This window comes from Streptosporangium sp. NPDC000563, assembly GCF_040299985.1.
Lineage (GTDB): Bacteria > Actinomycetota > Actinomycetes > Streptosporangiales > Streptosporangiaceae > Streptosporangium.
Genome location: NZ_JBEPDA010000005.1, coordinates 229,275 through 242,472, shown reverse-complemented (window position 1 = coordinate 242,472; position 13,198 = coordinate 229,275). Strand labels below are relative to the sequence as shown.

Annotated in this window: 12 protein-coding genes; 4 read left to right on the top strand and 8 right to left on the bottom strand. The window is 70.0% G+C overall.

Annotated features, from left to right (window positions below; all coding sequences use genetic code 11):
- Positions 1–120: 120 nt before the first annotated feature.
- The 3 genes from ABT352_RS16155 to ABT352_RS16145 form a co-directional block, all read right to left on the bottom strand.
- Positions 121–2,031 carry an ABC transporter ATP-binding protein gene (locus tag ABT352_RS16155; protein WP_350945608.1) on the bottom strand — a complete coding sequence of 637 codons (1,911 nt, stop codon included), beginning with the start codon at positions 2,029–2,031 and terminating at the stop codon, positions 121–123.
- A gap of 107 nt (positions 2,032–2,138) precedes the next feature.
- On the bottom strand, positions 2,139–3,872 hold the full coding sequence (locus tag ABT352_RS16150; RefSeq protein ID WP_350945607.1) for an ABC transporter ATP-binding protein: 1,734 nt from the start codon (positions 3,870–3,872) through the stop codon (positions 2,139–2,141).
- A 432-nt stretch (positions 3,873–4,304) separates the two neighbouring features.
- Entirely contained in the window at positions 4,305–4,913 is a 609-nt protein-coding gene (locus tag ABT352_RS16145; RefSeq protein WP_350945606.1) for a TetR/AcrR family transcriptional regulator, read from the bottom strand.
- Between the two features lie 240 nt (positions 4,914–5,153).
- Between ABT352_RS16145 and glyA the strand changes: the two genes are divergently transcribed.
- From glyA to ABT352_RS16130, 3 genes are all read left to right on the top strand, one after another.
- Positions 5,154–6,491 carry a serine hydroxymethyltransferase gene (gene glyA / locus ABT352_RS16140; protein WP_350945605.1) on the top strand — a complete coding sequence of 446 codons (1,338 nt, stop codon included), beginning with the start codon at positions 5,154–5,156 and terminating at the stop codon, positions 6,489–6,491.
- Positions 6,492–6,747: 256 nt separating this feature from the next.
- On the top strand, positions 6,748–7,104 hold the full coding sequence (locus ABT352_RS16135; RefSeq protein WP_350945604.1) for a DUF3140 domain-containing protein: 357 nt from the start codon (positions 6,748–6,750) through the stop codon (positions 7,102–7,104).
- A gap of 127 nt (positions 7,105–7,231) precedes the next feature.
- The gene (locus tag ABT352_RS16130) at positions 7,232–8,170 is read left to right on the top strand and encodes an anti-sigma factor RsbA family regulatory protein (protein WP_350945603.1); all 939 of its coding nucleotides are present in this window, start codon (positions 7,232–7,234) and stop codon (positions 8,168–8,170) included.
- A 204-nt stretch (positions 8,171–8,374) separates the two neighbouring features.
- Here the strand turns inward: ABT352_RS16130 and ABT352_RS16125 are convergent, their stop codons facing one another.
- Both ABT352_RS16125 and ABT352_RS16120 read right to left on the bottom strand, forming a co-directional pair.
- Positions 8,375–8,845 carry a MarR family winged helix-turn-helix transcriptional regulator gene (locus ABT352_RS16125; protein WP_350945602.1) on the bottom strand — a complete coding sequence of 157 codons (471 nt, stop codon included), beginning with the start codon at positions 8,843–8,845 and terminating at the stop codon, positions 8,375–8,377.
- Between the two features lie 300 nt (positions 8,846–9,145).
- Positions 9,146–9,601, bottom strand: a complete 456-nt coding sequence (locus ABT352_RS16120; protein WP_350945601.1) for a hypothetical protein — start codon at positions 9,599–9,601, stop codon at positions 9,146–9,148.
- Positions 9,602–10,250: 649 nt separating this feature from the next.
- Between ABT352_RS16120 and ABT352_RS16115 the strand changes: the two genes are divergently transcribed.
- Complete coding sequence (locus tag ABT352_RS16115) at positions 10,251–11,144, top strand: iron-containing redox enzyme family protein (RefSeq protein WP_502992868.1); 894 nt, start codon at positions 10,251–10,253, stop codon at positions 11,142–11,144.
- A gap of 136 nt (positions 11,145–11,280) precedes the next feature.
- On the opposite strand, the gene ABT352_RS16110 is transcribed toward ABT352_RS16115, so the two are convergent.
- From ABT352_RS16110 to ABT352_RS16100, 3 genes are all read right to left on the bottom strand, one after another.
- Complete coding sequence (locus ABT352_RS16110; protein WP_350945599.1) at positions 11,281–11,871, bottom strand: hemerythrin domain-containing protein; 591 nt, start codon at positions 11,869–11,871, stop codon at positions 11,281–11,283.
- Positions 11,872–12,006: 135 nt separating this feature from the next.
- Entirely contained in the window at positions 12,007–12,441 is a 435-nt protein-coding gene (locus ABT352_RS16105; protein ID WP_350945598.1) for a hypothetical protein, read from the bottom strand.
- Between the two features lie 165 nt (positions 12,442–12,606).
- The gene (locus ABT352_RS16100; RefSeq protein ID WP_350945597.1) at positions 12,607–13,185 is read right to left on the bottom strand and encodes an RNA polymerase sigma factor; all 579 of its coding nucleotides are present in this window, start codon (positions 13,183–13,185) and stop codon (positions 12,607–12,609) included.
- Between the last annotated feature and the right edge of the window lie 13 nt (positions 13,186–13,198).

The window sequence follows — 13,198 nt, the reverse complement described above, 5'->3', positions numbered from 1 at the left end:
TCACCGGCCGCGGTCGGTCTCTCGTCGTGATCACCGCTTTCCCGCTGTGATCATCCGCTCCTCGTGGTCGTCGCTCCGGTGGCGGTCGACCTCTCGTCGTGGCCGTCGCCCCGGTCGCGATCACCCTCTTGTCGTGGCCACCGCCTCCCCGGCGGGCTCGTCGCCCTCGAGGACCACGGCACCGCTGAACTGCGCCGAGTACAGGCGGTGGTAGGCGCCCCGCGCGGCGAGCAGCTCGTCGTGGGTTCCCTGCTCGACGATGCGGCCCGCGTCCATCACCAGGATGAGGTCCGCGTCGCGGATGGTGGACAGCCGGTGGGCGATGACGAAGCTGGTGCGGTCCGAACGGAGCGCGGCCATCGCGTGCTGCACCAGGACCTCGGTGCGGGTGTCGACCGAGCTGGTGGCCTCGTCCAGGATGAGCAGCGACGGGTCGGCGAGGAAGGCGCGGGCGATGGTGATCAGCTGCTTCTCCCCGGCGCTGACGTTGCCCCCCTCGTCGTCGATCACGGTGTCGTAGCCGTCGGGCAGGGAACGGACGAACCGGTCGACGAACGTGGCCCGTGCGGCGGCCTGGATCTGTTCCTCGGTGGCGAGCGGATTGCCGTAGGCGATGTTCTCGCGGATGGTCCCGCCGAACAGCCAGGCGTCCTGGAGCACCATGCCGATGTGCGAGCGGAGGTCGTCGCGGCGCATCGCGGTGACGTCCACGCCGTCGAGGGTGATCCGTCCGGAGTTCAACTCGTAGAAGCGCATGACGAGGTTGACCAGGGTGGTCTTGCCCGCGCCGGTCGGACCGACGATCGCGACCGTGTGCCCGGGGTCGGCCACCAGGGACAGATCCTCGATGAGCGGCTGCTCCGGGTCGTAGCTGAAGGACACGTGCTCGAACTCGACGCGGCCCCGCCTGACGGTGGGAGGCACCGGGGCTGCGGGATCCGGTGCCTGCTCCTCGGCGTCGAGCAGCTCGAAGACCCGCTCGGCCGAGGCGACCCCCGACTGCATCAGGTTCGCCATCGAGGCCACCTGGGTCAGCGGCTGGGTGAACTGCCGCGAGTACTGGATGAACGCCTGCACGTCACCCAGGCTCATCGACCCGGTGGCGACCCGCAGGCCGCCGACGACGGCGATGGCGACGTAGTTGAGGTTCCCGATGAACATCGTCATCGGCATGATGATCCCCGACACGAACTGGGCGCCGAAGCCGGCCTTGAACAGCTCCTCGTTCCGCTGCCTGAACACCTCCTCGACCTCGGGACGGCGTCCGAACACCTTCACCAGCTCGTGACCGGTGAACGCCTCCTCGATGTGGGCGTTCAGACTGCCGGTGTGGGCCCACTGCGCGACGAAGTGCTTCTGCGAGCGCTTCGCGATCAGCGCGGTGACGAACATCGTCAGCGGGATGGTGATCAGGGCGATCAGCGCGAGCAGCGGCGAGATCACGAACATCATCGTCAGCACGCCGATCACGGTCAGCAGTGAGACCAGTAGCTGGCTCATCGTCTGCTGCAGGCTCTGGGAGACGTTGTCGATGTCGTTGGTGACCCGGCTGAGCAGCTCGCCGCGCGGCTGGCCGTCGAAGAACCGCAGCGGGAGCCGGTTCAGCTTCTCCTCGACCTCCTCGCGCAGCCGGAACACGGTGCGCTGCACCACGTCGTTGAGCAGGTAACCCTGGAGCCAGCCGAAGGCCGACGCGGCGAGATAGATCCCCAGGACCCACAGCAGGACCGTGCCCAGCGCGCCGAAGTCGATGCCCCGGCCGGGTACGAAGTCCATTCCCGAGAGCAGGCCGGCGAAGTTGTCGTTGCCCGCGGCGCGGGCGGCGGCGATCGCCTGTTCAGGGGTCGTCCCGGCGGGCAGCTGTCTGCCGATCACCCCGGTGAAGATCAGGTCGGTCGCGTGGCCGAGGATCTTCGGTCCGAGGACGTTCAGCACCACGCTGGTCACGGCGAGGGCGATCACGACCAGCAGCTTCGGGCGGTCGGGGGCCAGGCGCCGTAAGAGCCGGCGCGCCGACGGCCCGAAGGTCATCGATTTCTCCGCGGGCATCCCGGCGGCCCCCCCGAAGGGGCCGCGCCCGAAGCCTCCGACGGGCATCGGGGGACGCGGTCGCGTGGTCGTCATGGGCCGGTCGCTGCTCATGCTGCGGCCTCCGAGGCCAGTTGGGATTCGACGATCTCCAGGTACGTGGGGCAGGACTCGATCAGCTCGTCATGAGTCCCCAGGCCGACGACGACACCGTCGTCCAGCACGATGATCTGGTCGGCGTCGGCGATGGTGGAGATCCGCTGGCCGACGATGACGACGGTGGCATCGGCGGTGTGCGGGCGCAGGGCCGCGCGCAGCCGCGCGTCGGTGGCGAGGTCGAGAGCCGAGAACGAGTCGTCGAACAGATAGATCTCAGGCTTGCTGACCAGCGCCCTCGCGATGGCGAGCCGCTGCCGCTGCCCGCCCGACACGTTCGTGCCGCCCTGCGCGATGGGTGCCTCCAGGCCCTCGGGCATCGCCTCGACGAAGTCACGGGCCTGGGCGACCTCCAGCGCCTCCCACAGCTCCGCGTCGCTCGCGTCCGGGTCGCCGTAGCGCAGGTTGCTCGCGACGGTGCCGCTGAACAGGTACGGCTTCTGCGGCACCAGGCCGATGCGCGTCCAGAGCATCTGGGGGTCCAGGTCGCGGATGTCGACGCCGTCGACCGACACCGTGCCGGAGGTGGCGTCGAACAGCCGGGGGATCAGCGAGATCAGCGTCGTCTTGCCGGAGCCCGTACTGCCGATGACGGCGGTGGTCTGTCCCGCGCTCGCACGGAAGGAGACGCCGGACAGCACCGGTGCCGCCGCGCCCGGATAGCGGAACTCGACGTCACGCATCTCCAGCTCGGCGCGCCCGCTCACCTGCCGTACGGGGTCGTCGGGCGGTGTCACCGACGAGTCGGTGTCGAGCACCTCGACGATGCGCTCGGCGCAGACCGCGGCGCGCGGGATCATCATCGAGATGAAGGTGGCCATCATCATCGACATGAGAATCTGCATCAGGTACATGAGGAACGCGGTGAGGGCGCCGACCTGCATCTCCCCGCTGTCCACCCGCGCGGCGCCGAACCAGAGGACCGCGATGCTGGAGATGTTGAGGATCAGCATGATGGTGGGGAAGATGAGCGCGGTCAGCCGCCCGACGCGCAGCGACGTCTCGGTCAGCGCGGTGTTGGCGTCGGCGAACCTGCGGGTCTCCTCGCGCTCGCGAACGAAGGCGCGCACCACGCGGATGCCGGTGAGCTGCTCGCGCAGCACCCGGTTGACCTGGTCGATGCGATCCTGCATCGCGCGGAACTGGGGGACCATGCGGACGCTGATCAGGCCGATCGACACCAGCATCGCGGGGACGCAGACCAGCATGAGCCAGGACAGGCCGAGGTCCTGACGCAGGGCCATGACGATGCCGCCGACGCCCATGATCGGCGCGGCGATCAGCATCGTGCAGGTCATCACGACGAGCATCTGGACCTGCTGCACGTCGTTGGTACCGCGGGTGATCAGCGAGGGGGCTCCGAACCTGGAGACCTCCCTCGCCGAGAACCCCCCCACCCGGTGGAAGACGGCCGCGCGCACGTCACGCCCGAATCCCGTGGCCGTGAGGGAGCCGTAGTAGACCGCCGCGATCGAGCAGGCGATCTGCACGAGGGAGACGAGCAGCATCCAGCCCCCGGCGGACAGGATGTAGCCGGTGTCGCCGGTGGCGACGCCCCGGTCGATGATGTCGGCGTTCAGGCTGGGCAGGTACAGCAAGGCGATGGTGCCGACGAGTTGCAGCACCACCACGGCTGTCAGCGCCCACGAGTAGGGGCGCAGGTATGTGCGGAGCAGCCGGGTCAGCATGAGGGCTCCTCGCGCGGGGTGGCCGGGCGAGGAACGTCGTGCCGGGGATCCGGCCGTCGTCGGCCGGTCGCGCTCGTCGCCCCGGTAACCGGGATCATGGGGGATCTCCTTCAGGGGAATGGTGGGAATCAGCCTGCGAGGTGAAGCTCGGTTGAGGTCAAGCCGAGGAGGACGTCGAGGCAGGAGGAAAGGGTCGAGGTAGGACGGAAGGACGGGAGGTCGCGTTCCCGGCTCGTCGGGGCCGCCGGGGCCGGGACCGCCGAGGTCGGGGCGGTTGCGGGCGGGGTGCCGGGAGCGTCGGAGTGCCGGGGGCGCCGTGGGCAGGGTCGGGGAAGCGGTTCCGGTGGGTGGTGGGTGGTGGGCGGGAGGTCGGGAAGAGGTTCGGGAGAGGGCGGGGGATCGGGGAAGCGGTTCCGGGGGAGCGGTAGGAGGTCAGGGAAGCGGTTCCGGGGGAGCGGCGGTGAGGCGTACCCCGTCGAGCAGCATGGAGACGACCTCCGAGGCGGCCAGCGGATCGCTCTTGACGAGCCGAGGATGGGTGCACGCGATGACCAGCAACTGCAGTCGGCGGGCGGCCTCGCTCGGTTCGCAGCGCAGCCGTTCCCTGGCGGGTTCGATCAGACCGGTGAGCGCCTCCCTGATCAGCGCGCTCTCCTCGGAGAGATCTCGGTGTTCGTGACCGGCCTCGATGGCCTTCATCCCTATCGCGTCCACCAGGCGGAAGATTCGCGCGGTGCGCCGCTGCAGGATCTCGACCGCCTCGACGAGCCGAACGTCCAGGGGGGCCGTACGGTCGATCGTCTTCAGCTCGCCCAGTAGCGAGGAGGAGTCGAAGGCGCTCGCGATCGCCACGCTCACGAGCTCGTCCTTGGTGGCGAAGACCCGGAAGATCGTTCCCTCCGCCACCCCCGCCGCCTGCGCGATCCGCCGGGTGCTCACGTCCGGCCCCTCGGCGAGCACGAGCGACAGGGTGGAGGCGATGAGCGCCGCGCGCCGCTCGTCGGGGGGGAGGGGGGTGGCACGCTGGGAGGTCGATGTCACGTCGGCATCCTAGCGAATGAATGAGTGAGCCGCTCACTCATTTAAGGGGTGGGGTCCGTGTGAAAGAAGTGATCTTTTCTGCAGAAGTTGGCCGTATTTTTCCGGCAAATGTAGGAAAAAGCAGCTAGAAAGCCCGTCTTTCACCCGATGCGCTGGCCATTGTCTGCGTTCTAACGTCGTCTGGCAGACATCCTGACGTCACCGCGACAGCCGTCTGCCTGTCGGCCAGGAGAACACCCGATGCCCCGTGCCCTCGCCCACCGCCCGTGGGTGCCCGCCACCACCGAGGATCGCGTCCAGTCCGTCCTGAAGGCCGTGACGGACCAGACGGCGTCCTCGGTCCAGAGTGAGATCGAGCGGCTGGTGGCCGAGAACCACCGCATCCACGACGTGGAGTCGATCAACCTCAACCCGGCGACGAACATCATGAACCCGAGGGCCGAGGCCCTGCTCTCGGCCAACCTCGGGTCGCGGGCGTCGCTGGGGTACCCGGGCGACAAGTACGAGATGGGCCTGGAGGCGATCGAACAAATCGAGATCGTCGCCGCCGAGCTGGCCGCGGAGGTCTTCGGTGCGGGCTACGCCGAGGTGCGCGTCGGCTCCGGAGCACTCGCGAACCTCTACACGTTCATGGCCGTCTGCGAACCCGGCGACACGATCATCGCCCCGCCGGCGAGCATCGGCGGTCACGTCACCCACCACCAGCCCGGCGCGGCCGGCCTGTACGGGCTGAAGACCGTTCCCGCCCCCGTCACGTCCGACGGCTACACGGTGGACGTCGACGCCCTGCGCGAGCTCGCCGTACGGGTACGGCCGAAGCTGATCACCATCGGCGGCAGCCTCAACCTGTTCCACCACCCCGTGGCGCGCATCCGCGAGATCGCCGACTCGGTCGGTGCCCGCGTGCTCTTCGACGCCGCCCACCTGTGCGGGATGATCGCGGGAAGGACCTGGCCGCAGCCGCTCGAAGAGGGCGCCCACCTGATCACCATGAGCACGTACAAGAGCCTGGGCGGTCCCGCGGGCGGGCTCATCGTGACCGACGACGCCGAGCTGGCCCAGCGGCTCGACGCGATCGCCTACCCCGGGCTCACCGCGAACTTCGACGCGGGAAAGACCGCGGCGCTCGCCATGACGATGCTCGACTGGAAGGCCGCGGGCCCCGCCTACGCGCAGGCGATGGTCGCGACCGCGCGAAGGCTCGCCGACGAACTGATCGCCCTCGGGGTCCCGGTCTTCGCCGCCGAGCGCGGGTGCACCCGCTCCCACCAGTTCGCCGTCCTCGCCCACCGCTACGGCGGCGGTCAGCGGGCCGCCCGGCGGCTGCGCGAGGCGAACCTCCTCGCCTGCGGCATCGGCCTGCCGTTGGAAGCGGTCGAGGGGGACGTGAACGGCCTGCGCATCGGTACGCCGGAGATCGTCAGGCTTGGGATGACCGAGGCGGACATGCCGGAGCTGGCGTCGTTCATCGCCCGGGGCCTGGACGAGAACGTCGACCCGGGAACCGTGGCACCGGAGGTCACCCAGTGGCGGAGCCGCTTCTCGGGAGTGCGCTTCACGGTGGACGACCCCGCCTGAGGAGGGCTTGCCCGGCCGTCCGGGGCCTTTCCGTAACGGCCGGCAACACCGCCGTCCGGGAGGCTCGGCCCACTTGATCATCAGGGCTCTTTTCCCGCCCGTACCCCGGCCCGCGTGTTAACGGGACGGAAGCCGGGGTAGGGCGGGCCGTGCGCCCGTCACCGCGCGCCTCCACCCGTGGGAGGTCCGATCCGCGCCGGTGGCCGGTTCGTGTCCGGGGCGTGGCCTTACCGGCCCGGCATGAGAGGAGAGCACGGTGGCCGAAGAGTCGGATCTGATCCTCGACCTGGTGTGGCAGGAGTTCCACGAGGTCGTGAACATGACATCGGAGGAGCTGAGGGCCTTCCTGCTCGCGTCGGCCTCGGCCTCACAGGACGCGGCCGCCGTGAGCCCCGAGGCGGCCATGCCGCCGCTCGGGCGTCAGGTGCTCCAGGTTCTCGGCAAGCGGAAGGCCGACCTGACCACCGACGACATCGAGACGATGCGCAAGGCCGTCGACCGCGTCGAGGACACGCTGGCCGAGGGTACGGTCGACGAGGACGACGACGACCGGCGACGGGCGCTGCTGGAGGTGGGCCACAACCCGCTCAGACCGTCACGACTGGGAGGCTGACGCGTCGGCAGGAAGCCGGAGGCTGACGCATCGGCAGGAAGCCGGAGGCTGACAGGGCGGCAGGAAGCCGGAGGCTGACAAAGTAACAGGAAGCCTCCGAACCCTCCCCGATCGAAATGGAGACGCCGTGAATGCGCCGACGACCGCCAGGGTGGAGCTGTTCGCCCATCCGGCACTCTTCTACCGGGGCTTCCGGCAGTATCTGGACGGTACGGTGCCCTTCGTCCGCGAGGGCGTCGAGGCCGGAGAGCCGGTCGCGGTCGCCGTGCCGGGACAGAACCTGAAACTCATCCGGGCGGAGCTGGGCGAGGCGGCCGACAAGGTGCACTTCCTCGACATGGAGGAGGTCGGCCGTAACCCCGGGCGCATCATCCCCGCCGTCCTGTGGGCCTTCGCCGACCTCCACCCAGGCCGCCGGGTCCGCATCGTCGGCGAACCGGTCTGGCCGGACCGGCCGCGGACGGAGCACGACGCGTGCCTGTTGCACGAGGCGCTGATCAACCTCGCCTTCTCGGGGCGGGACGCCGTCATCCTGTGCCCGTACGACCTGGACGGGCTGGACGCCGAGATCATCGAGCTCGCCGAGGCGGCCCATCCCGTTCTCGTGGACGGCTCGGGGCCGCGTACCAGCACCGGTTACGCGCCGGAACGCGTCATCCGCAAGTGCGGCGGGCCGTTGCCGGAACCGGAGGACGCCGACGTTCTCCCCTTCGGCGGCGAGGACCTGTGGCGGGTGCGCGCCTTCGCCGTCCGGTACGCCGAGCGGGCGGGCCTGTCGGGGGTGCGCCTGGAGGATCTGCGGCTGATCGCCAGTGAGCTGGCCGCCAACAGCATCGAACACGGGGGCGGCTCCGGGATCCTGCGGATCTGGACGGAAGACCGCCGGATCGTCCTCGACGTCAGCGACGCGGGCCACATCGTCGACCCCCTCGCGGGACGCCGCCCGGCCGACTCCCGGCAGCAGGGCTCGCGGGGACTGCTCGTGACCAACCTCCTCGGAGACCTGGTCCGCGTGCACACAGGGGAGGGCGGGACCACCGTCCGCGTCTGTTTCGACAACCCGTGAGCCGTCTGTTTCGACAACCCGTGAGCCGGTGTCCGCGCCTGTTACGACGTCCCCTGAATCGGCGTCCGCGCCTGTTCCGGCATGCCTCGAACCGGTGTCCGCGCGTGTTCGGCATTCCGAACCGCCGTCCGCTAGCAGTCGCCTCCCTGGAACCGGCCGAAACCGGCCTCGCGCGGTCCCGTCGTCCGTCGCTCCCGTGAACGTTCAGTGGCCGCCGAACCAGCCGGGGACGTCGAGGCGGAAGACCTCATCCGGGGTCACGGCGCGCAGGTCGGACTCCAGGGCACGCAGCCGGTCCTCGCCGATGGTCCTCGCCCAGCTCGCGCGCAGGTCCTCGAAGATACGCGCCGACCGGACGAGGCTGTCGACGCCCCGCTCGGTGAGCCGTACGATCTTGCGGCGGGCGTCGCCGGGGTCGGAGCCGCGCTCGACGTAACCCAGCTGCTCCAGGGTGTCGACCGTCTTGCCCGCCGCCTGCTTGGAGACGCCGAGCCGCCGGCCGAGTTCCACCGCCGTGGTGCCCTCGGGGCCGATCGCCTGCAGAACGAAGCCGTGCATCGGTCGCATGTCGGGATGCCCCTGGCGGGCGAGCTCCGCGTGGAGTTCGTCGATGAGCACCCGGAAGCCGAGAAAGAGCCGGAGCGGGAGCTCGAAGCCCGGAGGGTCGGCCGCCACGTTCGCCTCCTGGCCTCGACGTTTCGACAATGGTGTTGTCGAGCTTAGGGACTGCCGCCGTACCTTGTCATCCTCGGCGGCGCGCCGTGGCGGAGGATGGGGACGACCGGCCTGTCTGTCTCGGTGGTGCGGCGGGACTCCCGCGGCCCTGCCGATCCGCGGCCTTGCCCATCTGCGGCCCCGCTCGTTTGCGGCGCGCTCATCCAAGCCTGCTCATCCAAGCCTGCTCATCCACAGGCCTGCTCATCTGCGGCCCTGCTCATCCGCAGCGCGCTCACCTGCGGTGCGGCGGGAGGGCTTTCACGGTGCGCGTCCGTCGGGGCGGCGCCGGTCCTGGAGCCACTTGTCGGTCTGGCGGGTCGCGTTGGGCGCGCTGGGAGTGCCGGGAGAGCGTCGGGTGGCACGGGTCTCGGTCACGGTGAAGTCGGACACCACGTGCCGGTTGTGCATCAGGAAGCCGACGACGCCCGCGATCGCCTGCACGCTGTCGCTCGCGCGGGCACGTCCCGTCAGGAGGTAGACCAGCGGGGTGGACGGCTGGTCGAGGGCGAAATGGCGATCGTGATGATGCGCGTCCTGGAGCGTTTTGATCGGGAGCGGCCGTGAGGTGGTGAACCACGCGGCGACCTCCCAGAAGGGGTGCGAGGTGTCGGGATCGATGGACTCCTCGTAGCAGGTCGTGCAACCCCGGCGAGCGTCCTGCCCGTGGGGGCACGCCCAGGCGGCGAGGTCATGCGGCATGCTGCGCTCGGACATGAGCCGACCGTACCTTCCCGTACCGAGAGACCGACGCTTCCACGGTTCCCACGCGCCGGGACACCATGTTCTCACCGGCGTTTTCACCGGTTCTCGGTGAGGATCATCACTTCTTCTCCACCGCCGGAAACGGCCGAAGACGCCGCACCGTCCCCACGGGCAGGGCTTCGCACGCAACATCGTGGAACATCCCGGCCGCCTCCGCCGACCGGTACGGAACCGGCGGCTCCACCGGCCGCCGGCTCGATCCGCTGCCCGTCTTCGGCGGACCTCCTGACGGCAGGAGTACCTTAGGGCTACGGAATAGCTGAGTATTTCGCTGTTTCCGCAGCTCATCGGGGGGAAAGAATGATCTTGGCGGCGTTTCGCCGGCTCCGGGTCGGGCAGCGGATCGCTCTGGGTATCGAACGGGGGACGCATGGCGCGTGAGTTCGACGCGTCCGCTCACTACGGGCGGCGCATCGCCGACGTCCACGACGACGGCATCGCGGTGAAGGATCAACTCCCCGGCAGGGCTCCGGCGCTGCCCGCCGTGCGGGGCCCGATCACCTCCATGCTCTTCGAGCGGCTGGTACGACCACCGCACCGCTTCGGTCTCCTCTCGCTCCCACTCCTGTCGTTCCCCGCCCGGTTCGCGGGCCCCGTCCTCATGGACGAGGACGTGCAACTGGCGCTCTTCGTCTGTTACGAGCTGCACTACCGGGGCTTCGCGGGGGTGGACGACCGGTGGGAGTGGAGCCCTTCCCTTCTGGAGGTGCGGGAGATCCTGGAGGCGCGATTCGAGGAGGGACTGGCGCGGGCGATACCGTACCCACCCGCCTCGCGGCCCGAGCAGACCCGCCAGGCCCTCGCCGAACTCGTGGGTACGGCCGTCGACGGGCCCGACCTCGCCGGATTCCTCCAGGGGCAGGCCGACCTGGAGCAGTTCCGCGAGTTCGGCGCGCACCGGTCGATCCACCACCTCAGGGAGGCCGGCCCGCACACCTGGGCGATCCCTGGGCTGGACGGCCGCCCCAAGGCGGCGCTGCCGGCGATCCAGGCGGACGAGTACGGCGGGGGGAGCGCGGGGCGGACGCGCTCGGAGCTGTTTCGGGCCACCATGCGCGGGCTGGGCCTGGACGACTCCTACGGCGCCTACCTCGACCGGGTTCCGGCGATCACGCTGGCGATCTCCAACACCATGTCACTGTTCGGTCTGCACCGACGTCATCTCGGGGCGCTGCTCGGTCACCTGGCGGTGTTCGAGACGATCTCCTCGATCTCCAACCGTCGCTACTCCACGGGACTGGGCAGGCTGGGCGGCGACGAGGCGACGAGACGTTTCTACGACGAGCACGCACGCGCCGACGCCGTCCGCGAGCAGACCGCCGCGCACGACATGTGCGGCGAGTTCGTGACGCGGCACCCCACCCGGGTCGGTGACGTCCTGTACGGAGCGGCCTGCGCCCTCACTCTGGACCGGCTCTTCGCCGAGCACGTCATGAGCCGCTGGCGTCGCGGCGCCTCGTCGCTGCGAGAGGGGGATGCGGCGGCGAAGTTGTGAGCGCTCCTGTCGCGAGAGGCGGCCACGGCGCCGAGGTCGTGACCACTCCCGCCGTGAGAGGTGGGTGCCGCGCCGAGGACGTGAGCGCTCCTGTCGCGAGAGGCGGGCGCGGCACCGAGGTCGTGACCGCCCCTGCTCAGCCGCCCGAGCCGCGCATGGCCTGGCGGATCACGTCGCGGGTCCGGTCCACGATCGCGAGAGGCGGCCCGAACAGCAGGTTCATCATCATCGACTCCGTACCGGGATGCGGATGGGTCGGTGCCAGAGCCTCGGCCGCCTTCACCCCGGCCGCCATGGCCCGGCGCTCGGCCACGCTCGTGCGGGCGCGCAGCTGGGCGAACTCGTGGCTCTCCTCGGCGTGGGCGTGGGTGAGCACCGCCGCACGCAACACCTGGAGACGCGCGGAGAACTCGGGGTGCCCGGGACCCAGCTCCTCCAGGTCGACGAGTAACTGCTTCGCCTCCCTCTCCTCCGCGAGGCGCGCGTCGACCACCTCGCCCCCGTCCTCGATCTTGAGACGCGCGTAGGGGTGCACGATCTCCTCTTCTGCGGTCTCGTGCACGGCGAGCATCCGTACGAGACGCTGGAAGGCATCGGCCCGCCGCGCCCCGGTGGGGGCCTCCTCGACCTCGTCGAACAGATTTCTGATCATCGCGTGCTGGCGCACCAGCAGGTCCACGACATCGTTCTCGCTCATCGGCTCGGGCATGGTCCGGCGGTCGTTCATGGGTCCCCCTTCGACTACCAGGTCGATTACCCGCACCCGGGCACCGAAACCCGGGGGACCGGCACCGCGAAGGCGGCGGCACGCGCAGGCGTACGCGAGGAACCTCGCCCCGCCACCCGGCGGGGTGAGCCGCCGTCAGACGGTGATCCACTCGGTGACGACCGTCGCGTCGCCGAGACGGCAGCGGAGGCTGAACGGCCCGGCGGGAACGTCGTCGTAGATGAACCTGCCCAGGTCGTCGGCCGTCAGCGTGACCGGACGACCTCCGAGGACCTCGACCTCAAGGGGACGCGGCGGCATCAGCTGGCCCACCACCCGGCCGCCCACGGCGGTCACGGTGATCTCCAGGTCGACGGTGAGCCCCACGCCCTGGAAGGTGAGCATGCGCGGCTGCCGCTCCCCCCGCACCCGCGAGGATCCGCTCAGGGAGTCGAAGACCAGCTCGGCCAGCTCGGCGTCGAGCGTGCGCAGCGTGTACGCCTCGACCGCGATCTGCAGGAGATGCGAGGGAACGGGGTCGAACAGCTCGATGGCTCGGCGCAGCTCCGCCTCCAGCTCGTCGTCACTCATCGGAAACCCGTCCGCCCGGGAGGTCCACCCGGAAACCTCGCCTGCCGAGGAGGTCCACTCGGAAGGCACACCTGACAAGGTCCGCCCGGAAGGCACGCCCGAAGAGATTCCCCCGGAAAGCACACCTGGGGAGGTCCACGCGGACATCCCGTCCGCTCGGGAGGTTCACCGGAAACCCCTCCTGCCCAGAAGGACGCGCAGCCGTCGCAGGCAGCGCTGCCTGATCGGCCCGACGCTCCCGACGGCGATGCCGAGCGTCGCCGACACCTCCTGGTAGCTGAACGGCGGAGAGGCCGTGAGCAGCCGCAGCAGCCGCTGGCAGCTCTCACCGAGCTCCTGGAAGGCCTGCCAGGCCGCCCGTGCCCGCTCCCGCTCCCGGGCGGCGTCCTCGGAGTCGATCAGCGCCTGCTCCGGTGTACGGTCGTCGGCGACGCGATCGAACATCTCCCGGTCGTCGCTCGGGGAGACCCGCCGGGCGGCCCTGATCACCTTGACGCACTCGTTGCGCGCCGTGCTGGCCAGCCACGCGCCGACCTTGTCCGGTTCGCGGATCCGGGTGAGATTCTGGGCGAGCCGGAACCAGGTCGTCTGGTAGACCTCCTGCGCGTCCGCGTCCCTCAGTCCGTGGGCGCGCACGACGGACCACACGAGCGGGCTGAGGCCCTCCACCAGGGATTTCCACGCGGCGGCGTCGTCTGAGTCCACCGCGGCGCGGAAGAGGATGCCGATCGAGTCTCGATCCACGGTGACGTCCCCT

Excerpts from the sequence above, each read along its gene's own strand:
- ABT352_RS16155 (WP_350945608.1), bottom strand. The coding sequence starts at position 2,031 with ATGACCTTCGGGCCGTCGGCGCGCCGGCTCTTACGGCGCCTGGCCCCC.
- ABT352_RS16150 (WP_350945607.1), bottom strand. The coding sequence starts at position 3,872 with ATGCTGACCCGGCTGCTCCGCACATACCTGCGCCCCTACTCGTGGGCG.
- ABT352_RS16110 (WP_350945599.1), bottom strand. The coding sequence starts at position 11,871 with ATGAACGACCGCCGGACCATGCCCGAGCCGATGAGCGAGAACGATGTC.
- ABT352_RS16120 (WP_350945601.1), bottom strand. The coding sequence starts at position 9,601 with ATGTCCGAGCGCAGCATGCCGCATGACCTCGCCGCCTGGGCGTGCCCC.
- ABT352_RS16105 (WP_350945598.1), bottom strand. The coding sequence starts at position 12,441 with ATGAGTGACGACGAGCTGGAGGCGGAGCTGCGCCGAGCCATCGAGCTG.
- glyA (WP_350945605.1), top strand. The coding sequence starts at position 5,154 with ATGCCCCGTGCCCTCGCCCACCGCCCGTGGGTGCCCGCCACCACCGAG.
- ABT352_RS16115 (WP_502992868.1), top strand. The coding sequence starts at position 10,251 with ATGGACGAGGACGTGCAACTGGCGCTCTTCGTCTGTTACGAGCTGCAC.